Raw genomic sequence first — 23,755 nt, forward strand, 5'->3', positions numbered from 1 at the left:
TCATCTCGTGGTCGGCCCACCGGACCACGGAGTCGTCCGGTGTGCCCGCGACATGGCTACGGCCACAGCGAGTCCCGTGGTGACCGCTCCCGACCGACTACCGCCCGACACTCCCGTCCACATTCACTTCACCGACCGGCTGTTCGGACGTACCGCGCACGAGGCAGCCGATGCCATTGTCGCACTGGCACAGCAGCATCGAGCCCGCATCACCGTTACGCTGCACGACGTACCCCAGATCTCGGACGGCTCCGCGTTTGCGGCACGCACCGACTGCTACCGCCGAGTGATCGACTGCGCTGCAACGGTCGTGGTGTCGAGTGTGCACGAGCGACTGCTTCTCGAGGACATACTCGACAGCCGACCCGACATCCGGGTCATTCCCCTACCGATAGACCGCCCGGCACTACGATCCGACGACGTCGTCCCCCGGCGAGTCGTCGGGATTCTCGGGTTCGTCTATCCGGGGAAGGGACACAGCGAAGTACTCGGTGCCATGTCTGCACTGGACACCGACGTCGGGTTCGAGATCGTCGGGGCCGCGTCGGCCGGACACGAGGACGTGCTCGACGAACTACGCGGCACTGCCCGGCATCTGGGCAGGCCGTTTTCGACGACCGGCTTCGTGCCCGATGCCGAACTGGGCGGCCGGTTGCGGTCCATTGCTGTCCCGGTTGCTTTCCACCGGCATGTATCGGCATCCGGTTCGATCAACACCTGGATCGCGGCGGGCCGTCGCCCTCTGGTCCCTCGTGGTCGATACGTCGACGAGATGGCCGTCAATTCGCCCGATGCGCTGTGGATTCACGAGGACACAGTGGAGGGCCTGGCCGAGGCCATGGCAGAAGCGTTACGCCGACCCGAGAAGACATGGCAGGCCGCCGACTCGGCACAGTATCCATCGCCGGCGCAGGCGGCCGACCTGTACAGCTCCCTGTTCCGAGAAGGCATGGCTCTACCGTCCATCGCGCTGCCCGATGGCCGCTCGGTGGTTCCGCACAATCGGTGGGATCTGGCACCGACCGCATCCGACACGCCCCGAGTGTCGGTCGTGATTCCCTACTTCCGGCAGCAGCACCAGCTCGACCTGGTTCTGACAGCGTTGACCGCGCAGACCTGGCCCGCGTCCCGCATCCAGGTGATCGTCGCCGACGACGGATCTCCCGAGGAACCGAACGTGGAGGAATTCGGCTCGGCTCTCGACATCACCGTCGTGCGCCAACCGGATCTCGGATTCCGGGCCGCCGCCGCACGCAATCTCGGTGCGTCCGCAGCGCGCGGAGACATCCTCTGCTTCCTCGACGCCGACACCGTGCCCGAACCCGATTACATCGAGGAATCGGTACGCCTGATCGTGGCCCTTCCCGATGCGGTGACGGTGGGTAGGCGTCGACATGCCGATCTCGGCGGGTGGTCGCCCGCGGACGTCGGTACCTGGTTCGACGGCCGATCTGCGGGCCCGACGGAATTCACCGAGCCTCCATGGCTTCGTGACGGTTACGCCGGCTCGCGAGACCTTCTGGACGCGGACCGTCGTTCGTACCGATACGTCATCAGTGCCGTGATGTCTTGCAGCCGAACGTTGTTCGAGGAACTCGGCGGGTTCGACCCGACGTTCGTCGGGTACGGCGGAGAAGACTGGGAATTCGCGCATCGGGCCTACGCCGCAGGTGCCGTCCTGGCCCATCGGCCGCGAGCAGTCGCCTGGCACGACGGGCCCGACTGGGCCGAACGCACGGGCGGAGACCGAGAGCGGAAGAACGCCGAAGCGCTGATGCTGGCCTCCCGCATCACCGACCCTGCGGCGCGTTCCCAGGGTCTGACCTACGCGCTGCCGGAGATCGTCGCGGTTGTCGATACCACCGGGCACAGCGCTGCGTCCCTCCTCGAGACCGTCGGCTCGGTCCTGAGGCATCCTGATTGTCGAGTGTGGATTCACGGACCCGGTGCCGAAGAATTACGGCGGCAGTGGGGCGACGCCGACTGCCGCATCCAGGTGGGTCTTCCGGGAGACACCGCACGTTCTCACGCGGTGCTCGAGGTGCGCGGCCTCGTCCTGTTCGGTGCCGGCGCACTTCGTCGTCTCGTGGAGACAGGAGCGGATCGGCTGACGGTCGACGTGGGCAACTCGGGCACGGTCGAACTGCGCACGTCTCGGTCGAGCGCTCGCGCTCGACGGTGGTCGTCGACGATGGGAACGGCTTCCGAGGACCTCGCGGAGGCCCTGTTCGGGCACATGCATCGGACAGGCGCGGAGTTCGGGCTCTTCGCGGGCGAGGTTCAACCGAAACTCGCGTGGTGAATGTGGGGTGGTTCCGGTGTCGACTCGACCGAATCGGGTACGGCCAGTGGGAGAATGTAAATCGGCGGCAGACGAAAGCAACGGCGAGATCGGGCGAATGATGAACAGAACGCTGTATTCGATGATGTGGATGATGGCGATTATCTTTTTCGTCGCTTTGCTTTGGGGCACAGTCGGTTACGTGTACGCAGACACCCATCCTCTGCAGCGAGCGGCATTCGTCGGAGGCGGAGTGTTGATCGCGGGATGGCTGATTCTGTTCGCGGCCGTCGGGATCAAAATATCGCGGCTCAAAGCCCGCAGGAGACAGAGCAACTCCGACGAGCAGTAACTGTTGGAGCCGCTCGGGTGTGGGTTTCGAATAGGCGGGTATACACCGACGAATCTTTCGTAGAGTCGGTCTTTCGATTTGCCGAGCAAGGATCGTCGATGGTCAACCAGCGCAGCACACCGAGCCGGCGCACTTCGTCCGAACTTCCGGCGACCCGCCAGGAATATCTGTCGACATGGTCGGGTCTGCACAGCAACATCGATCCATCGTCGTCGGTGCTCGTGTCGACGTGGCTTCGTCTGGTGTACTTCGTGAGCGCCCCGCTCGTGCGCGCGTCCGTCTCTGCCCACGTCGTCACCGTCGCCGCGGTGGTTGCGGCTGCAGGCTCGGTGGCGTTGTCCCGGCCGGGCACCTCGCTGCCCCTCCTGGCGGCGGTGCTCATCGTGTTCTCCGGGCTGCTCGACGGTATCGACGGCGGCGTGGCCATGATCGGCCGTTCCCAATCGCAGTGGGGCTATCTGCTGGACACGGTGTCGGATCGGTGCAGCGATCTGCTGTTCCTGGCGGGCAGCCTCGCGCTGGGCGCTCCGATGCCCATCGTCGTTGCCGTCGGTGTGACGACATTGCTGCACGAGACGGCCCGCGCGCGTGCCGTCGGAGCCGGGATCTCCGACGTCGGCTTCCTGACGGTGTGGGAGCGGCCGTCTCGGGTCGTTGCCGCCGTCGTCACCGCGACCGTTGCGGGCGCGGGCCCCGGTAGCGCTCAGACGTCCGCGACGATCGGAATATCGGTGACGTGTGGGCTGGCCGTTCTCGGGTTCACCCAGCTGATGTTCGGGCTGTACCGACGGGCCGATCGAACTCGGCGGTGATCAGCCAGCCGGCGAGCGCCAGCACGTGAAAGACGAACATCCACAGCATGATTGCCACACCGCCGCCGATGTCGGTGAGACCACCGAACGGTGCACCGAGGTCGACCGGAATGGCCAGGAACAAGATGAAGCCGTGCACGAACCCGGTGACGATCGACGACGTGACCAAGGAGCCGGCCACGAGTGCCCGCCACCCCACCGCCCGCGGCGCGATGACCCGGTAGGTCCAGGCAAGCGGAACGGCCAGGATCAGCCATAGGCAGTTGAACCCCAGAAATATTCGTAGTGCCAGCGCACCGGCACCCCCGCCGCCCGTGGTCGCCTGCAGGACGCGTGCGACGGTCAGCACCCCGAGGAGCAACACCGGGGCGGCAACGAAAAAGGGCACCATCGCAGCTCTGCCTCGCCACCCGGTGAACGTTTCACGGGTCGGGGCGAAGCGCACGATCGCCCTCCGCAGACCCTCTCCGTAGAACGTCGCGGGAAAGATCGAGATCACGACCCCCAGTGGTCCCAGGTGTATTCCGGCATCGGCCAGGCCGTCGAGCGCCGCGCGGGCACCCAACGCATCGGGCAGTAACGCAGACATGGCGTCGAATCCGCCCTGTACCCACTGCGCCGACACCAACAACACGGTCGCCCGGATCGTCAGAAGCAGCAGAGGGACGACGGCGATCACCGCGTAGAACGTCAGTCCGCCCGCGATCAGCGTGGTGTCCTCACGCGCGAAGCCGGCTTTGATCGCCTGCACTCCGCGAACCGCCCGAACGCGAATGGATGTCATCGCGCGCGTTCGGAGCAGGTCCGCCGATCGATCGAGCGGTTATCCAAGGGTGACGTCCACGGCGTCGATCACTTTGAGGAACGGGCAGATCGACGTGGCCTGCGCGAGTACGGCCTCCGGGTTGTCGGTGCCCGGTAGCGACACCGACAGTGCGAATTTCGCGTCGTAACCGGATGCGTCGGAATCGGTCAGCACGACGGTGCCCTTGACCGCGAGTTCGTCGACACTGCCGCCGACGGTCCCCAGTGCGATTCGCAGTGACTCCACCAAGCAACTCGACAGCGCTGCGGCCATCAACTGCTCGGGGTTGGTGGCCTCGCCCGGGCCACCGAGTTCGGCCGGTTCTCGCACACTCAACGACAGCACTCCGTCGTCGGAGGTCACGCCGGTCGCAGTTGCAGAGACGGTTGCTGTGTACAGCTCGGTAGTCATCGGTGTCGGATGTCCATTCCGCTGCCGATCGAAACCGTCGAATCCCGCCGACACGAGTAGCGGTTCGGACGTGTCGCTGTTCACACCTGCGGTACAGCCGTTTGACAGAACTTACCGGCGGGTAACACCCGAACAGGGCCGAGCATCACGCTGTGACCCACAGGCATCGGCCGGATCCATGTACCCACCCACCGAAAGGGGAGCACCATGAGCACATCGACTTTGATCGCTCAGTTGCGGATTGCACTGCAGCTGACACACACCGAAATTCAGGTCGCGGAAACCCGCGTCGTGCAGGCGCGCACCGAAGCGGTTCGTCGGGAACTGACGCAGAACGCCGCCAACGGACGTGACCGCGCCGCCGCTATCGAGGAAGCACTGCGCAACCTCGGTGGCCTGCCCGAGGTAGTGGCACCGTTCATCGGGCGCACGTTCGCAGCGGTGAAGGCAGTCGCCGAGCAGGCGCAGCCGTTCGACGAGGCACTGCTGGGCGATCTCGCCCTCGAGCAGCAACTGCTGGGTCGAGCGAAGTACATCAAGGCTTTGGCGACAGCAGCCGAGGAACCGTCCGTCGTGGCACTGGCCGGCCGCTTGGCAACCGCGCACGCCGCCACGGTCGAATGGCTCGAGACCGTCCTCGCCGAAGACGCCCTGGGTGGACCCGCCGCACTGCGCCGGACGCCTCTCCAGGCAGCTGCCGGCACCGCAGTCAAGATCGTCAACGCACCGGCCAACTGGTCGGCCCGCGGTCTCGACCGCGCACTGGACGCCGCTCGCGCCACCCCGGACCGACTGAGCGCTCTGCTGGGCCGCGGTGCACACGCAGGCGACGTCGCCGTCAGAACGTTGACCGCCAGCCGCGATGCAGCACTCGAAGCCGCCGAGGATGTCACCCGTAGCGAAGGTGTCGACACTGTCGCCGACGCCATTCACACCGCTCGGTCCGCCGGTGGAACTCTCGGTGCCGACGAGCTTCCCGTAGCCGACTACGACGACCTCAACGTCTCGGACGCGGTGGCCGCCATCAAGGAACTGACCACACCCGCCGATGTACGCACTGTCGTGGCGTACGAAGAGGCACACAAGAACCGCCACGGAGTCGTGTCTGCAGGACAGACTCGCCTGGCAGCAATCGCCAAGGACGTCATCTCCGTCGACTGACGACGATCGACCGTTCCTTCTGCGAATACCGATGCGGCCCGTGAAGTTCCGGGCCGCATCGCTGTATTCGAAAGGTTCAGGGCTTCAACAGAACCTTGATCGCACCGTCCTGCTTCTTCTGGAAGATGTCGTACGCATGCGGCGCTTCTTCGAGCGAAAGCTCGTGAGTGGCGAACGAATCGACGCCCAACGGATCGTCGTCGCCGAGGAGCGGCATGATGTCGTCGACCCATCGCTTGACGTTCGCCTGGCCCATCCGCAGCTGAATCTGCTTGTCGAACAAGGTCATCAACGGTAGCGGATCGGCCATACCTCCGTACACACCGATGATCGAGATGGTTCCGCCGCGTCGAACGATGTCGATTGCCGAGTACAGCGCACCCAGCCGGTCCACGCCGGCCTTCTGCATCATCGGCGCGGCCACGGCGTCGGGCAGCATTCCGACGATCTGCTGGGCCAGCTTGCCGACCGGTGAGCCGTGCGCCTCCATTCCGACGGCATCGATCACCGCGTCCGTTCCTCGGCCGTCGGTCATGTCACGAATGACGTCGCCGACGCCCCCGCTGTGTTCGGCCAGATTCACCGTTTCGATTCCCCGTGCCGCAGCTCGCGCCAGGCGCTCGGGTACGAGGTCGACAGCAATGACCCGAGCACCCTTGTGCTGGGCGATGCGGGCGGCCATGTCTCCGATGGGACCGAGTCCGAGCACCGTCACCGACCCGCCTGCAGGTATCGACGCGTACTCCACCGATTGCCACGCGGTAGGCAATACGTCGGAGAGGTAGACGAATCGCGAATCGGGTCCGGCCTCGGGGACCTTGATGTGCGTGAACTGCGCCTGCGGAACACGGAGGTACTCCGCTTGCCCACCGGGCACTTGGCCGTACAGCTTGGAGAAGCCGAACAACGCGGCACCCATGCCCTGCTCACGAACCTGGGTGGTCTCGCACTGGGTGTACAGACTCGAATTGCACATGTAGCAATGTCCACACGAAATCTGGAACGGGATGACCACACGGTCTCCGACGGCGAGATCGCCTGTCTCCGAACCGACTTCCTCCACGATGCCCATGGGCTCGTGACCCAGAATATCGCCCTGGTCCATGAAGGCACCGAGTGTCTCGTACAGGTGTAGGTCCGATCCGCAGATATTGGTGGTCGTGATCTTCACAATTGCGTCCGTCGGCGCTTCGATGCGGGGATCGGGCACCGAATCGACGCTGACGTTCCTCTTGCCCTGCCATGTCACTGCGCGCATGGAGGCTCCTCTCTGTTACTCGACCCCGAAACTCGGAATCGCACGAAGCGGATTACCTGCTTCGTATGCGTGCAAACGCATCGGACCCACACGATTGACCGTGACCGGCAGCGGGTAGGCGTGAACAATGAGTGTTGTGACCCCTTCCATCGCCCCCACCCTCGTGTCGCCTCGGTTGCCGGTGCCGTGTGGTCCACTCTCGGACGCCGTGATCCGGTATCTCTCCACCGGCGGCGGTGCCGCACTGCCCAGCGCGTCGGATGCCGATCCGACGTCGCGTGACATGCAACTGGCGTTGCTCATCAGCTACGAACTGCACTACCGCGGGTTCGAGGGCGTGGACGACGAACTGGAGTGGGATCCGGCACTGCTGCAGTTCAGAGCAGCACTCGAATCCGCGTTTCTGAACTACGTACGCTCGAATGTCGAACCCGGCGACGACGTCGTCGCCGAAATGAAGCGACTGTCGGTCGAGGCGTCGTCCGGTACCGGCCCGTCGTGGTTCCTGCGGGACGAAGGATCGTGGGAGCAGATGCGCGAGTACTTCGTACATCGGTCCATCTACCACCTCAAGGAAGCGGATCCCCATGCGTGGGCGATCCCGAGGCTGGTCGGCCAGGTCAAGGCCTCGTATGTCGCCGTCGAATTCGACGAGTACGGCGGTGGTAGGGGTGAGCGTGTCCACCAGCATCTGTGGGCCGAATCCATGACGGCAGCAGACCTCGATGCGTCCTACCTCGGGTACGTGGATCGCGTCCCCGCCCAGACACTCGCGTGGGTCAACCTCATGTCGTTGTTCGGATTGCACCGTAGCCGCCGAGGTGCCACCGTGGGCCATTTCGCCGCCACGGAGATCACGTCCTCGCCGGGTTCACAGCGGTTCGTGCAGGGCCTTCGCAGGCTGTCAGCGCCGGCTGCATGCATCGCGTTCTACGCGGAGCACGTCGAGGCCGACGCCGTCCACGAGCAGGTCCTGCGCCACGACGTGGTGGAGAACCTGATCGGACAGGAACCGCACATCGAAGCCGACATCGTCTTCGGCATGCGCGCACTGGATTTCGTCGAGAACGCGCTCGCGGACCACGTGATGCAGCGGTGGTCCGCCGGTCAGTCGTCGCTGGACTGACTCGCTCGTCGCTTCGCGCGATGGCTCGTGTCGCACAGTGGGTACGTCTTGCTTCGCTTGCATGTGCACAGCGCGACGACGAAACGATCCGATGTGACGACGGAGCCGTCGTCGAGTTCGATCTCGACCGGCCCGTCGATCAGCATCGGTCCGCCCCGGACCAGTCTCACCCGAGTGCGCGCAGGTGCAGCGTCACCACCCGTCGACTCATCGCTTGTCGCCACGCAACACCACCAATTCTTCCGTTCTGCGGCCTGATTCGAGCACGCCCTTGGCCTCGAGCCACTCGGCACGAGCCGTCATGACGGGCCCGAAGTCGATTGTGCGGCACGCCGCCTCCGATGCACCGAAACCGTGAGTATTCAGCATCTCCCGTGTTCGCTGCGGACCCGAGAATTCCGAGTGGACCACCAGCAGCACACCGCCGGGTGCCAGCAGTTCCGCGCCTCGCGTGCACAGAGGGTCGAGCACCACTCGCCCGTCCTCACCCGCATCCCAGGCGCGGTGCAAACCCATGCCGGTGGGCGCGGTCTCCGACGGAACGTACGGAGGGTTGCACAGCAGAATGTCGAACGGCTCCAGCTCGGTCGCCTCCGAGAACGACCCCAGCCGCACATCCACATCGACTCCGACCGACCGGGCATTGCGCTGCGCACAGGCAACCGCACGCGGAGAGATGTCGAGGGCCACCACCTCGCGGGCACCGAGCAGTGCTGCGGTGATGGCCACTGCGCCGCTACCGGTACACATGTCGAGTACACGGGCTCCGGGCACGAGCCCCGAATCTGCGGCGACGTCGCACAGCAGAAGTGAATCCTCCTGAGGCTCGTACACTCCGGGATCGGCGTGCACTCGTGCCAGCGAACGGACGGAATCGAATTCGGCTGTCGTCATGGACATTCCTCCCAGCGTGGATTGTCGGATTCGTATTCCCGCGTCCAAGCCCCGCAAACCGGTTGTTCGGAACAGGCTTACCGACACGCACTTCGGGGTAGTGCTAGGACGTGTGTGGTTGAGGAGCAGCCCGCAGTCTCGGCAGTCGACTGCCGCACTCCCCCTGCACGGGTTCAGGAGTTCGGCTCCAGAGGAGTTGTCCATGATCGTCGTTCCGTCCATTCGAACTCCGCTCGCCGGTGTGGTTCCATCGCTCTCCACCGCCGACGACCGTGCCTCGAGTACCCGTTCCTCGCTCCCGGAGGCCGAGATGACGGTGTCGGTCGACGAGAGCGCAGGCGACGACATCGAGGTGCGCATTGCCGGCACCATCACCGACGTGGACGTTCCGGTGCTGGCCGAGACGTTGGGGGAAGCCGCCGAGCGCGGCCGGGCTCTGATTCTCGATCTGTCTCGCGTCACGTTCGTCGCGGCGGGAGTTCGCTCCGTGCTCGACGCCACCGCTATTCGCCAGGGTCGCTGGCAGCAGAAACTCTCCGTCGTGCTTCCCGACGGCGCAGACCCGAGCGGCGTCTCGGACCGCGTGTTCGTCTACCGCACGCTCGCCGAAGCCCGCACCGAAACCGATGCCCGCACCGAAGTCACAGCGCAGGCGGCCGATTCACGGTGAGCCGCACCATGTACGACGTGCTGATCATCGGTGGAGGCAATGCCGGTATCAGCGCGGCCGCACGACTGCTGAAGAAGGGCGTATCCGACGTCGCCGTGATCGAGCCCAAGCAGGTGCACACGTACAAGCCCCTGTTGTCGTACGTCGGTGCCGGTCAGGCACCGCTGACCGAGGCCGAACGGACCCAACGCTCGGTGACCCCCGAGGGCTGTGTGTGGCTCGAAGATTCGGTCGTGTCGGTGGATCCGGCAGAACGATCGGTTCGCTGCGCGTCGGGAATGGAGTACGGCTACCGCGATCTCGTGCTGGGGCAAGGCCTGATCGCCGACGAAGCCGCTCTGCCGGGTGTGCATGCGGCACTTCGTTTTCCCGATGTCGCCAGCAACTACCTCGACCGGGCCGAGCGCACATGGCGGCTGGTCCGTGACCTGCCTGCACACAGTCATGCCGTGTTCACCGTGCCGCGCCCGCCCGTCGGGTGTACCGGGACCACCGTCAAGCCGCTGTTTCTCGCGGCCGCCCACTGGAAGCGCACAGGACGACTACCGACCGTCGACATCACGTTGGTCGTCGATCGTGAGAGTCTGATCGGTGTCCCTGACCTGGACCCCCGGCTCGCCGGCCACCTCCGAGACCTGGGTGTGCGCGTCGTGATGGATACGGCGGTCACGGCGCTCGAGCCGGAGAGCAAGCGCATCACCGTCACCGATCACGCCGGGGTCGACGAGCGTATCGACTACGACATGCTGCACCTGGTCCCGCCGTACCGCGGACCATTGTGGGTACAGGAGTCCGGTCTGGCAGGAGAGCAGCCGCACGGTGTCGTCGACATCGACTCCCGCACGATGCGGCACCGACGCCACCCCGAGGTGTGGGCTGCAGGCGACGGTGCAGCGATCGACACCGACTCGTCGGGTGGCGCTCTACGCAAACAGATTTCGGTTCTCGTCGACAATCTCGTCGCATCCAGGAGCGGCGGAGCGATGTCGAGTTACGACGGGTACACCGTCGCACCCATCGCTGTCGAAGCACACACTCTGATTGCTGCCGAGTTCGACCGCACCGGTGCACTGGCCTCGTCGCTACCCTCGTTTCTCGATCCCCTGAAACCCAGACGGTCCGCGTGGGCGTTCGACCGATACGGCCTACCGCAGTCCTACTGGCACATGATTCTCGCCGGGAGACTGTGACACCGACCGTCTGGTTCGAGGTGTGTCAGCTGTCGCGGGAGGCGTTCATCAGCCCGTCGGGATCCTCGACGACGACGCGGTAGCCGTCGTCTTCCAGTCCGCTCACAGCCTCTCGAAGGAGGCGCTGTGCAGCGCCGTCGACGGCGCGCACTTCGGTGAAATCGACGACTATCTCCTCGCAGTCCGGGACGCCGGCCGCAAGACGGGCGACAACGGATTCCGCACCGGCGAACCTCAGCTCGCCCTGCAGTTCGACGGTGGTGACGCCGTCGGATTCGCTCAGCGTGCGAATGGCGGATTCGCCGCTGGGAGGGACGTGCATCATGTGCAGACCGAGGTCGCGTGACAGCCTCTCGAACACCGCAACCCCGCGGACGCTGTTTCCGTGCTCGTTCAACCGGGGCGAGATCACGGCAACACCCACCTGACCGGGGAGCACGCCCATGATGGCTCCCGCGACTCCACTCTTGGCCGGAATGCCCACTGTCGCAATCCAACTGCCGCTGCCGTCGTACATCCCACAGGTTGCCATGACAGCGAGAACGTGACGGTTGACCGCGGGGTCGACGACCTGTCGGCCGGTGGCCGGATCGGTTCCGCCGTTCGCCATCACCGAGGCGATCACGGCCAGATCGTTGCACGTCACCGTCACCGCGCACTGGCGCGCATACCCGTCGACGACGACCGCGGGTTCCGCACCGAGGTGGCCGACCGACTTCAGCAGGTGCGCGATCGCGGTATTTCGATCGTCGGATTCCAGTTCGGCCTCGTACACCGACCGATCGATGTGGAGTTCACGGCCGGCCATGGCTCCGAGTAGCTCGATGAGCCGCCCCGCTCGTTCTTCGCCGTCACTGCCCGCGATCATCGAATGTACCGCCAGCGCACCGGCATTGATCAGAGGGTTGCGAGGTCGACCGGTCCGCGCCTCCAACGAGATCTCGTTGAACGAATCACCCGACGGTTCGACGTCGACGGCCTCGAGCACCGCTGCGAGCCCGTTGTCCTCGATGGCCAGCGCATAGGCCACCGCTTTGGCGATCGACTGGATGGAGAATTCGGTGTCGGTATCGCCCGCCCCGTAGTGCGACCCACCGACGGTGGCGAGCGCAACCGCGAACGTGTCGGGATCGGCCGCCGCCAATTCCGGGTTGCCGCTCGACATTTCCCCATCGTCGAGGTGTCGGCACTCCGTCAGGACGGACTGAAGATACTCGGGCACCGGTGATCTCATCACCCCACGCTAACCGTCGGGTCTTGACACGCCGACCGTGGCACCGTTTACACTCCGGGTTCCTCAACCGTTGTGGAGCATCGCTCCGCACAGATCGGACGCGCCCGTGCGATTGCGACGCTTGACCTCCACCGATTCCGCCGACCGCCTTGCCGTCCACGTGCCCGACACGACCACGTGGATCGATCTCGAGGCTGCGGTCTCGACTCTGGGTGCCCCCGAGATCCTGCACCCGCTCACCGGGTCCATGCTTTGGTTCCTCGATGCAGGTGAACCCGCACGTGAAGCCGCAACGACGGTGGCGCGGCGGGCGGCCGACGAGGGCGTCGCGACGATGGACCGACCGGCACCGACCCTTCCGGTCGTTCCCGCGTCACTGCGCTGCTTCCTGGGCTGGGACGAGCACTGGGACCTGGCCGCACACAACCTCGTTCGGCGAAATCTACCGCGTGCCGTCCCGTTCATCCGTGGATTCGAGATGCTGACGCGTCGAACATTCCCGGCCCTGCGTCCCGGTCCGGGGTTCGACGACCATCCGATCTACTACACCGGTAACCACCTGACCGTCGTCGCCGACGGGGCCGATGTCGAGTGGCCGTCGTACAGCCGAGTTCTCGATTTCGAGCTCGAATTCGGTGCCGTCGTCACCCGACCGATCCGAGATGCATCCGAGCGGGAGGCCGAGGCTTCGATAGGCGGTTACGTCGTCTTCGACGACATCAGCGCGCGGGACACGCAGTGGGAGGAGCAGCGCCGGACTCCGTTCGGACCGGTGGTCAAGACCAAGACCTTCGCCAGTTCGATGGGCGCAGACATCGTCACCCCCGATGAGGTTGCGGCGCAAATAGATTCGCTGGCCGCGACCGTCCGGGTCAACGGCGAACTCTGGTCGACCACCAGCACTGCCGGGATGCGCTATTCCATGGGTGAATCTCTGGCGTTTGCGAGTCGCGGCGAGAGCATTTACCCCGGCGAGCTCCTGACGTCGGGCACTCTGCCTCGCGGTTGTGGGCTCGAACTCGACCGGTGGATCGCTCCGGGCGACCGCGTCGAACTCGATATCGAACGAATCGGCTCCGTCACCAACACCATCGGTGCTCGCTGAGTCCTATCGGATTCCGCGCTCGGTGTCCGACTTGTCGGTCGACGCGTCCTGGAACATCTCGAGGAACGACCCGAAACCGGATGCACTCTGACGTGTTTCGTCTCTGTTGTTGTCCGCAGAGCCTGCGGATACGTCCTGTTGTGTCATGCAACCAGCATGACAATCGGACATTGCGACAAATCCAGGTGCAAAGTCACGAATCGGCATCGAAAGATAACAGCCCGGTAACGACGAACTCGAAGCTGTGGATGGATCCAGCTCGTATTCCATCCACAACTTCGAGTTCGGGTGGCGCATCAGCGCCGGTGAGTACTAGGCGAGCTCGAAGCGATCGAGCATCATGACCTTGTCCCAGGCCGCGACGAAGTCTCGCACGAACTTCTCCTTGGCGTCATCGCAAGCGTAAACCTCTGCGAGAGCGCGCAATTCGGAGTTCGAGCCGAAGACCAGATCGTTACGTGTTCCGGTCCACTTCTTCTCGCCGGTAGCGGCGTCCTTGGCCTCGTAGATGCCGTCCTCCGCGGTGGGAACCCATTCGGTGCCCATGTCGAGGAGGTTGACGAAGAAGTCGTTGGTGAGCGTGCCGACCTTGTCGGTGAGGACGCCGTGCGTCGACCCCTTGTAGTTCGCGCCGAGTACACGCAGACCGCCGACCAGCACGGTCATCTCCGGTGCACTGAGCGAGAGCAGGTTGGCCCGATCGACCAGGTTGAACTCGGCGGGCAGCTTCTGGCCCTTGCCCAGGAAGTTGCGGAAGCCGTCCACCTTGGGCTCGAGATCGGAGAACGAGTCGACGTCCGTCTTCTCCTGCGTCGCATCCATCCGGCCCGGGGTGAACGGGACGGTGATGTCGACGCCTGCGTTCTTGGCGGCCTGCTCGACGGCTGCGACACCGCCGAGGACGACGAGGTCCGCGAACGATACCGTTCCGGAGAACGACTGCTGAATGCCTTCGAGAACGCGGATGACCTGTGCGATCTCGTCGGGCTCGTTGACCTCCCAGCCGGCCTGCGGCTGCAGGCGCAGACGGCCACCGTTGGCACCGCCGCGCTTGTCGCTGACGCGGAACGACGATGCCGCCGCCCACGCAGCCGAGATCAGCTGATCCTGGCTGAGTTCGGAACCGAGGATGGTCTGCTTGAGCTCGGCGATCTGCGCGTCACCGATCAGCTCGTGATCGACGGCCGGGATCGGGTCCTGCCAGAGCAGGGGCTCCGCCGGAACCTCGGGGCCGAGGTAACGCGAGACCGGTCCCATGTCGCGGTGGGTGAGCTTGAACCACGCCTTCTGGAACTCTTCTGCGAGCTCCTCGGGATGATCGAGCCAACGACGGGTGATCTGCTCGTAGATCGGATCGACGCGCATCGCGATGTCGGAGGTCAGCATCGACGGGTGCCGACGCTTGGACGGATCCGCCGGGTCGGGAACGAGATCCGCGCCTTCTCCGTTCTTCGGACGCCACTGGTGTGCGCCGCCCGGGCTCTTGTAGAGCTCCCACTCGAAGCCGTAGAGGGTTTCGAGGAACGAGTTGTCCCACTGGGTCGGCGTCGGGGTCCAGATGACCTCGAGTCCGCTGGTGATCGCGTCGGCGCCCGAGCCGGTGCCGAAGCTGTTCTTCCAGCCCAGGCCCATCTGCTCGATGGGCGCGCCCTCGGGCTCCGGTCCGATGTGGGCATCGGGGTCGGCTGCGCCGTGGGTCTTGCCGAAGGTGTGTCCACCGACCGCGAGTGCCGCGGTCTCGATGTCGTTCATGGCCATGCGGCCGAAGGTCTCGCGGATGTCCAGTGCGGACTGCACGGGATCCGGATTGCCGTTGGGGCCTTCGGGATTGACGTAGATCAAGCCCATCTGCACTGCGGCCAGCGGGTTCTCGAGGCTCGTGCGGTCACCGTGGTAGCGCTCGTCGCCCAACCAGGTCTGCTCGGGGCCCCAGTAGACGTCCTCGTCCGGCTCCCAGGCGTCGACGCGTCCGCCGGCGTAGCCGTAGGTCGGCAGGCCCATGGACTCGATGGCGACGTTGCCGGTGAGCACGATGAGGTCGGCCCAGGACAGTTTGCGGCCGTACTTCTGCTTGACCGGCCAGATCAGACGGCGGGCCTTGTCCAGGCTTGCGTTGTCGGGCCAGCTGTTGAGGGGAGCGAATCGCTGCATGCCGGCTCCGGCACCGCCGCGACCGTCCTGCTTGCGGTAAGTTCCGGCCGCGTGCCACGCCATGCGGATGAAGAACGGACCGTAGTGCCCGAAGTCCGCGGGCCACCACGGCTGCGAGTTCGTCATCACGGCTTCGATGTCACGCTTGACCTCGGCGAGATCGAGAGAATTGAACTCGGCGGCGTAGTCGTAATCCGCACCCATCGGATCGCCCACGGCCGGGTTCTTCTTGAGGATCTTGAGATTGAGCGCCTTGGGCCACCACTCGCGGTTGCCGCCGCCTTCGACAGGCGTGGGCATCGCGTCGTGCATGACCGGACACTTGCCACCGCTCTCCTGCGGCTGATCCTCGTTCATCTCTTTTTCGCGTGTTACGTGATCTTCAGACACGTGCTTCCTTCCAAGGTGTGACGATCGGGCTGTGATCGGTGGTCACGAACTCTGCTGTGTTCGAGACCGGGGAGGGAACTGAACGGGAACTGCCGGCTGCTCGCGAGCAGCCGAACACTGTGCGCAGAAGCCCCAGTAGATGACCTCTGCCTCGTCGATCGTGAAACCGACGGAGTCCGATGCGGTGAGACACGGCGTCTCGCCCACCGCGCAATCCACGTCTGCGATCACGCCGCAGTTGCGGCACACAGCGTGGTGATGGTTGTCCCCGACCCGAGATTCGTATCGTGCGGGAGATCCCGCGGGCTCGATGCGACGCACCAGGCGCGCAGCGGTCAGGGCATTGAGAACGTCGTACACCGTCTGGCGTGATACCTCGGGGAGCACCGATCGGACGAGTCCGAGAATCGTGTCGGTGTCCGCATGCGGATTGGTTTCGACGACCTCGAGCACGGTGACCCGCGGACGGGTCACGCGCAAATCGGCGGTGCGTAATTGCTCCGCATAGGGTGAGATCGGCATCACGGCGTCAGTATCCTCCGGTTTTCTGGACCAAGTCAAGTATGCAGTCGAATCCGCTGCTTGTCGACTGCAACTCGGTATCGACCGCAACCCGACACATGCCGTTCGTCCGGAGTTCGGCCGGCGGCTCAGGCCAGAGCCAGGAACAACTTTTCGAGCTCGGCCTCGGTCATCGGTTCCCTACCGTCAGCAGCATCCCCCGTCATGCACTCCCGAAGGCCGGTTGCCACGATCTTGAACCCGGCACGGTCGAGCGCCCGCGACACGGCAGCGAGCTGGGTGACGACGTCCTTGCAATCACGACCGTTCTCGATCATCCCGATGACACCCGCAAGTTGGCCGTGCGCACGCTTGAGCCGGTTGAGTACCAGTGCAATGCTGTCTTCGTCGCCGATCATGTCGATTCCTTCGATGGTGGTAGCAGTGAACTCGAGGGTACCCCCGGGGGCATCATTGCGGCGTGGTACCGGTACCGCCGAGGGCCGCGATTGCCGCCTGCAGTTTCGCCGTGGCCTCGGCGGCGACCGCACCCAACCGCGGCTCACCGGTGACCTCGACCATGATGGCCGGGTTCATGGCCTCGACGACGACGGACCGCGCCGCCGCCGGGTTCTCACGCACGACCACATTGCACGGCAACAGCAGACCGATCTGCCTCATCACCCCCACTGCGCGGTGAGCCAGTCCCGGGTTGCACGCGCCCAGGATCACGTAGCGCTCCATGTCCTCGTCGAGCTTGGCCTTCAACGTGGCCTGCATGTCGATTTCGGTGAGAACTCCGAATCCCTGCTCCGACAACGCCTTTCTCGTGCTCTCGATCGCGTCGGCGAAATCGGTGTCGGTCAGTGTGGTGGACAGTGCGATGTTCATGATGTCTCCTCGAAAATTGTGGTGTCAGTGAGAGCTGTCGATTCAGTGTGAAAAGCGGATGGAGGGCAGGACGGCACGTAGCCATGCCGGCGACCACCACGCGCCGTATCCGGTCAGCCGTAGCAGAACCGGAAGCAGGACGAGTCGAACCAGGAACGCGTCGAGCAGTACCGCAACACCCAGGATGATGCCCATCTCTTTCGGGGGCAACGGATCCGACAGTGCGAATGTGAAGAACACTGCCACCATCACCGCTGCTGCGGCAAAGATGACTCGTCCCGAGTGGGCCAACCCGTCGACCTGGGCAACCTTGGAATCACCGGAGCGCTCGTAATGTTCCTTGGCGGTAGCCAGGAGGAACACCGTGTAGTCCATGGCGATGGCGAAGATCATCGCGAAGAAGAACACCGGGCCCCAACCGTCGAGAAATCCCTGCGGCGTGAAGCCCAGCAGCGAGGATCCGTGTCCGTCCTGGAAGATCAGCTTGGCGACGCCGAACGCCGCCGCGGTGGACAGCAGGCTCACCGCGGTACCGAGCAACGCGATGAGCGGAGCCTGAAGCGCCACCAGCAGCAGCACGAATCCGAGAACCAGGATGATCCCGACGACTATCGGCAGATAGTCGTTCAAAGCCTGCTGCAGGTCCAGGTTCTCTGCCGGTGCTCCGCCGACGAGTGCCGAATCGGGCAATGTCGATCGCAGCTCGGCGAGAACGGAGCCCATCGCTTCGTCGGACGGATCCACCGACGGAATTGCCTGCAGCAGTGCATATCCCGATATCGTCAGCCGCACTCTGCGGCGGCGTCACCATCGAGATCCCGTCGACCCGCGCAGCGACGGTTGCGGTCTCGGCAGCATCCACTTCGGGAACCACGATCTGCAGCGAACCCGGTGCGCCCGGTCCGAACCGGTCCTGAACGAGCTCGTAACCCTGCCGCACGGGGGCATCCTCGGGCACCACTGCTATCGACGGCATTGCCACCTTCAGCCCGAGCACCGGCAGGGCGAGCGCAATCAGAATCCCCACCGACACGACCGCGAACGGCCACGGGTGCTTGTGCAGCAACTCCCCCCATGCCGCGAACCTTGGGGATCGATGCACTTGACGCTTGGCGTACGGCAACGAAGCGGCGTTGACCTTGGGTCCGAGCGCACCCAATGCCGCAGGCAGCAGAGTCATCGTTGCCAGCAACACGAAGGCGACAGCCAACATGATCCCGACGGCCATCGTGCGCACCGCCGGCGCGGGGACCAGCAGCACTGCGGACAGACTCACCAGCACCGTCAGCCCGGACAACACGACGGCCTTACCTGCGGTGTCCATGGTGGCGGCGACGGCAGCCCGAGGGTCGGTGTTCCGCAGCGCGTCGCGGAATCGAGCGACGATGAACAGGGCGTAGTCGATTCCCAGCGCGAGGGCGAACATCATTGCAAAGTTCATGGCCCACAACGAGATCGGCGTGACACCGTTGAGCAGAACCAGACCACCAGCGGAGGCAACGAGCCCCGCGACGGTGAGCAGCAGCGGCAAACCGGCCGCGACGAGGGAACCGAAGGCAAGCACCATGATCGCCAAGGTGACCGGCCACGACAACAGTTCGGCTTGGATCATGGCGTCGTGGTTCGCCTTGTTGAAGTCCGACCACAGGGCCGACGAACCGGTGGGATACACCTCGATTCCGTCGGTCGAGAGCGCAGTCAACCGCTCCTTCACATCGTCGACGGCCTTCACCATCTCGTCGGTCGTGCCGTTCGCCCCGGCGATGACGATGCCGGTGCGGCCGTCCGGGCTGATCGTCATATTCGGTTGCGGCGCAACGACGTCTCCGAATCGGGAGTCACCGGAGAACACCTCGGTCACGTCGTCGATCACTGCCCGAACAGCGGGGTCCGTGATGGATGCTGCGTCGGAGTGAACGACCACCTGCACCGCTGCGGACGAATTGCCACCGAAATGCTGCTGGGCCAGTTCTCGAACCTGTACGGATTCGGATCCGTTCGCCTGCCACCCGGCTCCCGCCAGAGAGGTGAACACCGAGGGCGCGAACGAACCGAGGCCGATCAGCGCGATGAGCCATACGCCGAACACCCAACGACGGTGGGTCACCATCGACGCACCCGCACGGCCGAGTAGTCCCGGCCCTCTCGCGGGCAGGTCGTCAGGTGGGCGAAGGATTTCGGCATCGCGCAGCGACATGGTTCTCCTATACGGGTGGGGGTATCGATCGAGGCGGACGAAACCCCGAGCAATCGAACGTGCCCACCATTTCACATACCCAAGGGGGTATACAAGTACCCCTGGGGGTATCACCCCAGGGGTACTTGCATCACCGTCGGCGGATCATAACCAGGACGTGTCGGTCAGCGCCGCCTGTTCCACTGCTTCTCGATGCCGCGCAGCACTTCGAGTGTCTGTTCGGAATCTGCATCGACCGCCATCCGCGACCGAGCCCGTTCGAGCGCACGTTCGGCACGTGTCACCGCGCGATACCCCGAGTCGGTGGCGTCGACCAAGTACTGCTGTCGATTTCGCGGATTGACACTGCGCACCAACAGGCCCGCGTCGACGAGACTGGCAGTTGTCGCAGTGATGCTGGTTCGGTGTCGCACCAATTCACGTGAGAGCGCGCTGTACGACAACGGCCCTCTCCGACAAACCAATTCGAGTACCTCGTACCGTGCCCAGCTCAGTCCCTGGGCATCGAGCGCCTCCGCCAACCGCACCCGGGCGGCCGAGGCCATCCGCAATACCGTGGACACGATCTCGAACTCGGTGGAATGCGCCGGAGAGGTGTCGCCGTCGAACGATTCAGCGAGGGCAGTCATCGAAAGGTACTCCCCTACTTGATTTCTGCGAGGACGGTGCCTTGTGTGATGGCGTCGCCTGCGGTGACGCTCAGGCCGGTGATGGTGCCTGCTTTGTGGGCGGTGACGGGGTTTTCCATTTTCATCGCTTCCAGGACAGCGACGAGGTCCCCGGCGGCGACTTCCTGGCCTTCGTCGACGGCGACTTTGACCACGGTGCCCTGCATCGGCGCGGTCACCGAGTCACCGGAGGCTGCGCCGGCTCCGGCACCGCCACGGGTGCGGGCCTTGGGCTTACGCCGTACCGCACCGGCATTTCCGCCGCTGCCACCGCCGAGGGTGAGCTCGCCCGGCAGGGAGACCTCGACGCGTCGGCCCCCGACCTCGACGATGACGGACTGCCGGGGCAGGGCCTCGTCGTCGTCGATCGGTTGCCCGGCGGTGAACGGGGGAACCTGGTTGTCCCATTCGGTTTCGATCCACCGGGTGTGCACGGAGAAGGAGTCGCCGTCGCCGATGAACGCGGGATCGGAGACCACCGCAGCGTGGAACGGGATCACCGTCGCCAAGCCGTCGACGGTGAATTCGGCCAACGCCCGGCGGGAGCGGGCGAGGGCTTCCTCGCGGGTGGCTCCGGTGACGATCAGTTTGGCGAGCATCGAATCGAACTGGCCGCCGATCACGCTGCCGGATTCGACACCGGAATCGACGCGCACTCCCGGTCCGGAGGGGGCGGTGAAGGTGGTGACCGGTCCGGGGGCGGGCAGGAACCCACGCCCGGCGTCTTCGCCGTTGATCCGGAACTCGAACGAATGCCCCCGCGGTTCGGGATCTTCGGTGATGGTCAGTTCTTCGCCGTTGGCGATGCGGAACTGCTGCAGCACCAGGTCGATGCCGGAGGTTTCCTCGGTGACGGGGTGCTCGACCTGCAGGCGGGTGTTGACCTCCAGGAAGCTGACGAGGCCGTCTTGGCCGACGAGGTATTCGACGGTCCCGGCGCCGTAGTAGCCGGCTTCGAGGCAGATGGCTTTGGCGCTGGAGTGGATTTCTTTGCGTTGGGCGTCGGTCAGGAACGGGGCGGGGGCTTCTTCGACGAGTTTCTGGAAGCGGCGTTGCAGGGAGCAGTCGCGGGTGCCGGCGACGATGACGTTGCCGTGTTGGTCGGCGATGACCTGGGCTTCGACGTGGCGTGGTTTGTCGAGGTAGCGTTCGACGAAGCATTCCCCGCGCCCGAATGCTGCGACGGCTTCGCGGGTGGCGGAGTCGAACAGTTCGGGGATTTCCTCGCGGGTGCGCGCGACTTTCATGCCGCGACCGCCGCCACCGAACGCGGCCTTGATGGCGATCGGGAGGCCGTGTTCGTCGACGAACGCCAAAATCTCGTCGGCATCTTCGACCGGTTCGGAGGTGCCGGGGACCGAGGGTGCTTTGGCGCGGGCGGCGATGTGGCGGGCGGTGACCTTGTCGCCGAGATCGCGGATGGACTGCGGGGACGGTCCGATCCAGATCAGACCTGCATCGATGACGGCTTGGGCGAAGTCGGCGTTCTCGGAGAGGAATCCGTAGCCGGGGTGGATGGCGTCGGCTCCGGATTTGGCGGCCGCGTCCAAGATTTTGTCGATCACCAGGTACGACTCCGCGGAGGTTTGTCCGCCGAGTGCGAATGCTTCGTCGGCCAGGCGGACGAACGGTGCGTCGGCGTCGGGTTCGGCGTACACAGCGACACTGGCCAGCCCGGCATCAGCGGCCGCCCGGATCACCCGAACCGCGATCTCACCACGATTGGCAACAAGAACCTTGGAAATCTTCTTATGGGAGGTAGAGGTGGTCATCTGTGCGAAGTCCTTCACTGGCCGAATCGGGCATTGACGAAAAGAGCTGGGGCACTGGCGAGTCCGTAACGATGCATATCTTCAGGTCGACCCCACAGATCGATCGGGGCCGGCACGTCCTCGGCCACCGACGACTGCGCGGCAGTCAGAACCGCAACGACAGCAGCGATCTCGGAGTCCGTCGGACTTCCGCGAAACGACCAACTATCCGACGCAGCAGCAGATTTCGCTTCGCTCACTGCGTCATGATTCGCTTCGCCGCTCATAGTGGGATGTTTCCGTGTTTCTTCGGGGGCAGGGTCACTTGTTTGCGTTCGAGCAGTCGCAACGCGGTCACGATTTGTCCGCGGGTGTGACTGGGCGGGATGACCGCATCGAGATACCCGCGCTCGGCAGCGACGTACGGGTTGACCAATGTGTCCTCGTACTGCTGCTGCAACGTCAGCCGCAATGCATCGACGTCCTCACCGTTCTTCGCGGCCTCGAGCAACTGCTTGCGGTAGACGAACCCGACCGCACCCGAGGCCCCCATCACCGCGATCTGCGCCGTCGGCCACGCCAAATTGACGTCGGCACCCATGTGCTTGGAGCCCATCACGTCGTACGCCCCGCCATAGGCTTTACGGGTGATGACGGTGATCTTCCCGACCGTCGCCTCCCCGTAGGCATACAACAACTTCGCGCCCCGCCGGATGATGCCGTTGTATTCCTGGCCCGTCCCGGGCAGGAACCCCGGCACATCGACCAGGGTGATGATCGGAACGTTGAAACAATCACAGGTGCGGACGAACCGGGCTGCTTTCTCCGAGGCATCGATATCGAGGGTGCCGGCGAACTGGGTGGGCTGATTGGCCACGATCCCCACCGACCGGCCGTCGATCCGCCCGAACCCGACGATGATGTTGCGGGCCCGCCCCTCCTGGACTTCGAGGAATTCGTCGTCGTCGAGGATCCGGCGGATCACCTCGTGCATGTCGTACGGAGTGTTCGGCGAATCCGGAATCAACGTGTCGAGCTCGAGATCCTCCGCCGTCAACGAATCCTCGATCGCCCCGACGATCGGATCCGACGCCACCGTCCGCGGGGCATCGGCCCGATTGTTCGACGGGAGGTAGGACAGGAGGTCGCGGACGTAGTCGAGGGCGTCCTGCTCCCCGGACGCGACGTAGTGCGCGACACCGGACTTCTCCATGTGGGTGTGCGCGCCACCGAGCTCTTCCATCGTCACGTTCTCCCCGGTGACGGTCTTGATGACATCGGGGCCGGTGACGAACATCTGACTGGTGCCATCGACCATGACCACGAAATCGGTCAGGGCGGGGGAGTAGACGTGTCCGCCGGCGGCGGGGCCCATGATCACCGAGATCTGCGGGATCACCCCGGAGGCGCGGACGTTGCGGTGGAAGATCTCCCCGTACAACCCGAGGGAGACCACCCCTTCCTGGATGCGGGCCCCGGCACCTTCGTTGATGCCCACCAACGGCCGTCCGGTCTTGATCGCCAGGTCCATCACCTTGACGATCTTCTCGCCGTAGATCTCCCCCAAACTGCCGCCGAAGACGGTCGCGTCCTGGGAGAACACGCACACATCGCGGCCGTCGACGGTGCCGTAGCCGGTGACGACACCGTCACCGAAGGGGCGATTGTCACCCAACCCGAAATTCTGTGATCGGTGCCGCGCCAACGCATCGAGTTCGACGAACGAGCCCTCGTCGAGCAGGGCGGTGATCCGCTCGCGCGCGGTCAACTTGCCCTTCGCGTGGACCCGCTCCACCGCCGCCTCACCCGACGGCATCTCCGCAGCCCCCAGACGTTTACGAAGATCGGCCAATTTACCCGCAGTGGTATGGATATCGGGTTCGGTTGTCGTCATGCAGATGTCCCCT

23 protein-coding genes and 1 pseudogene are annotated in these 23,755 nt (G+C 64.7%); 8 read left to right on the forward strand and 16 right to left on the reverse strand.

What is annotated here, in order from left to right; all coding sequences use genetic code 11:
• The first annotated feature begins 52 nt into the window (after window positions 1–52).
• From J2X62_RS01215 to J2X62_RS01225, 3 genes are all read left to right on the forward strand, one after another.
• Window positions 53–2,302: a glycosyltransferase gene (locus tag J2X62_RS01215; protein ID WP_310176440.1), complete on the forward strand. Its 2,250-nt coding sequence runs from the start codon at window positions 53–55 to the stop codon at window positions 2,300–2,302.
• Between the two features lie 181 nt (window positions 2,303–2,483).
• Window positions 2,484–2,633 carry a hypothetical protein gene (locus J2X62_RS01220; RefSeq protein WP_155288598.1) on the forward strand — a complete coding sequence of 50 codons (150 nt, stop codon included), beginning with the start codon at window positions 2,484–2,486 and terminating at the stop codon, window positions 2,631–2,633.
• Window positions 2,634–2,731: 98 nt separating this feature from the next.
• On the forward strand, window positions 2,732–3,445 hold the full coding sequence (locus tag J2X62_RS01225) for a CDP-alcohol phosphatidyltransferase family protein (protein WP_052053234.1): 714 nt from the start codon (window positions 2,732–2,734) through the stop codon (window positions 3,443–3,445).
• On the opposite strand, the gene J2X62_RS01230 is transcribed toward J2X62_RS01225, so the two are convergent.
• Together J2X62_RS01230 and J2X62_RS01235 are read right to left on the reverse strand one after the other, a co-directional pair.
• Entirely contained in the window at window positions 3,393–4,229 is an 837-nt protein-coding gene (locus J2X62_RS01230; RefSeq protein ID WP_048319871.1) for a YihY/virulence factor BrkB family protein, read from the reverse strand. The two genes, J2X62_RS01225 and J2X62_RS01230, sit on opposite strands and share 53 nt — an antisense overlap.
• A 39-nt stretch (window positions 4,230–4,268) precedes the next feature.
• Complete coding sequence (locus J2X62_RS01235; protein WP_094693628.1) at window positions 4,269–4,661, reverse strand: OsmC family protein; 393 nt, start codon at window positions 4,659–4,661, stop codon at window positions 4,269–4,271.
• A gap of 207 nt (window positions 4,662–4,868) precedes the next feature.
• On the opposite strand from J2X62_RS01235, the gene J2X62_RS01240 reads away from it, so the two are divergent.
• On the forward strand, window positions 4,869–5,822 hold the full coding sequence (locus J2X62_RS01240) for a hypothetical protein (RefSeq protein WP_032371105.1): 954 nt from the start codon (window positions 4,869–4,871) through the stop codon (window positions 5,820–5,822).
• Between the two features lie 76 nt (window positions 5,823–5,898).
• Here the strand turns inward: J2X62_RS01240 and J2X62_RS01245 are convergent, their stop codons facing one another.
• Window positions 5,899–7,080, reverse strand: coding sequence for a zinc-dependent alcohol dehydrogenase (locus J2X62_RS01245; protein WP_032366266.1), 1,182 nt, complete (start codon window positions 7,078–7,080; stop codon window positions 5,899–5,901).
• A gap of 127 nt (window positions 7,081–7,207) precedes the next feature.
• Between J2X62_RS01245 and J2X62_RS01250 the strand changes: the two genes are divergently transcribed.
• Window positions 7,208–8,206 carry an iron-containing redox enzyme family protein gene (locus J2X62_RS01250; protein ID WP_052053235.1) on the forward strand — a complete coding sequence of 333 codons (999 nt, stop codon included), beginning with the start codon at window positions 7,208–7,210 and terminating at the stop codon, window positions 8,204–8,206.
• Here the strand turns inward: J2X62_RS01250 and J2X62_RS01255 are convergent.
• Together J2X62_RS01255 and J2X62_RS01260 are read right to left on the reverse strand one after the other, a co-directional pair.
• Window positions 8,188–8,352, reverse strand: a complete 165-nt coding sequence (locus J2X62_RS01255; protein WP_063216898.1) for a CDGSH iron-sulfur domain-containing protein — start codon at window positions 8,350–8,352, stop codon at window positions 8,188–8,190. The genes J2X62_RS01250 and J2X62_RS01255 overlap by 19 nt on opposite strands.
• Before the next feature lie 61 nt (window positions 8,353–8,413).
• Complete coding sequence (locus tag J2X62_RS01260) at window positions 8,414–9,100, reverse strand: HemK2/MTQ2 family protein methyltransferase (protein ID WP_310176453.1); 687 nt, start codon at window positions 9,098–9,100, stop codon at window positions 8,414–8,416.
• A 202-nt stretch (window positions 9,101–9,302) separates the two neighbouring features.
• On the opposite strand from J2X62_RS01260, the gene J2X62_RS01265 reads away from it, so the two are divergent.
• Window positions 9,303–9,770 carry a hypothetical protein gene (locus J2X62_RS01265; RefSeq protein ID WP_032390143.1) on the forward strand — a complete coding sequence of 156 codons (468 nt, stop codon included), beginning with the start codon at window positions 9,303–9,305 and terminating at the stop codon, window positions 9,768–9,770.
• A gap of 8 nt (window positions 9,771–9,778) precedes the next feature.
• Window positions 9,779–10,960, forward strand: a complete 1,182-nt coding sequence (locus tag J2X62_RS01270; protein ID WP_057474290.1) for an NAD(P)/FAD-dependent oxidoreductase — start codon at window positions 9,779–9,781, stop codon at window positions 10,958–10,960.
• Between the two features lie 25 nt (window positions 10,961–10,985).
• On the opposite strand, the gene glsA is transcribed toward J2X62_RS01270, so the two are convergent.
• Complete coding sequence (gene glsA / locus J2X62_RS01275; protein WP_032391143.1) at window positions 10,986–12,194, reverse strand: glutaminase A; 1,209 nt, start codon at window positions 12,192–12,194, stop codon at window positions 10,986–10,988.
• Between the two features lie 106 nt (window positions 12,195–12,300).
• Here glsA and J2X62_RS01280 point away from each other — a divergent pair, with 106 nt between their 5' ends.
• Window positions 12,301–13,299, forward strand: coding sequence for a fumarylacetoacetate hydrolase family protein (locus J2X62_RS01280; RefSeq protein ID WP_310176459.1), 999 nt, complete (start codon window positions 12,301–12,303; stop codon window positions 13,297–13,299).
• A 3-nt stretch (window positions 13,300–13,302) separates the two neighbouring features.
• On the opposite strand, the gene J2X62_RS01285 is transcribed toward J2X62_RS01280, so the two are convergent.
• From J2X62_RS01285 to J2X62_RS01330, 10 genes and pseudogenes are all read right to left on the reverse strand, one after another.
• On the reverse strand, window positions 13,303–13,446 hold the full coding sequence (locus J2X62_RS01285; RefSeq protein WP_155288482.1) for a hypothetical protein: 144 nt from the start codon (window positions 13,444–13,446) through the stop codon (window positions 13,303–13,305).
• Window positions 13,447–13,611: 165 nt separating this feature from the next.
• Complete coding sequence (gene katG, locus J2X62_RS01290) at window positions 13,612–15,807, reverse strand: catalase/peroxidase HPI (protein WP_072692110.1); 2,196 nt, start codon at window positions 15,805–15,807, stop codon at window positions 13,612–13,614.
• 75 nt (window positions 15,808–15,882) lie between these two features.
• Window positions 15,883–16,362, reverse strand: coding sequence for a Fur family transcriptional regulator (locus J2X62_RS01295; RefSeq protein ID WP_032366272.1), 480 nt, complete (start codon window positions 16,360–16,362; stop codon window positions 15,883–15,885).
• 128 nt (window positions 16,363–16,490) lie between these two features.
• Complete coding sequence (locus tag J2X62_RS01300) at window positions 16,491–16,760, reverse strand: metal-sensitive transcriptional regulator (protein WP_032366273.1); 270 nt, start codon at window positions 16,758–16,760, stop codon at window positions 16,491–16,493.
• 52 nt (window positions 16,761–16,812) lie between these two features.
• On the reverse strand, window positions 16,813–17,232 hold the full coding sequence (locus J2X62_RS01305) for a DUF302 domain-containing protein (RefSeq protein WP_032391145.1): 420 nt from the start codon (window positions 17,230–17,232) through the stop codon (window positions 16,813–16,815).
• Between the two features lie 42 nt (window positions 17,233–17,274).
• Window positions 17,275–19,429: pseudogene (locus J2X62_RS01310) on the reverse strand (MMPL family transporter).
• A 164-nt stretch (window positions 19,430–19,593) separates the two neighbouring features.
• Window positions 19,594–20,058 carry a MarR family winged helix-turn-helix transcriptional regulator gene (locus tag J2X62_RS01315; RefSeq protein ID WP_051365075.1) on the reverse strand — a complete coding sequence of 155 codons (465 nt, stop codon included), beginning with the start codon at window positions 20,056–20,058 and terminating at the stop codon, window positions 19,594–19,596.
• 14 nt (window positions 20,059–20,072) lie between these two features.
• Window positions 20,073–21,869 carry an acetyl/propionyl/methylcrotonyl-CoA carboxylase subunit alpha gene (locus J2X62_RS01320; RefSeq protein ID WP_094718665.1) on the reverse strand — a complete coding sequence of 599 codons (1,797 nt, stop codon included), beginning with the start codon at window positions 21,867–21,869 and terminating at the stop codon, window positions 20,073–20,075.
• Between the two features lie 14 nt (window positions 21,870–21,883).
• Window positions 21,884–22,108, reverse strand: coding sequence for an acyl-CoA carboxylase epsilon subunit (locus tag J2X62_RS01325; protein WP_228139177.1), 225 nt, complete (start codon window positions 22,106–22,108; stop codon window positions 21,884–21,886).
• A gap of 23 nt (window positions 22,109–22,131) precedes the next feature.
• Window positions 22,132–23,742: an acyl-CoA carboxylase subunit beta gene (locus J2X62_RS01330; RefSeq protein WP_045842009.1), complete on the reverse strand. Its 1,611-nt coding sequence runs from the start codon at window positions 23,740–23,742 to the stop codon at window positions 22,132–22,134.
• Between the last annotated feature and the right edge of the window lie 13 nt (window positions 23,743–23,755).

It is taken from the genome of Rhodococcus sp. 3258 (genome assembly GCF_031456475.1).
In the GTDB taxonomy this organism is placed as follows: domain Bacteria; phylum Actinomycetota; class Actinomycetes; order Mycobacteriales; family Mycobacteriaceae; genus Rhodococcoides; species Rhodococcoides fascians.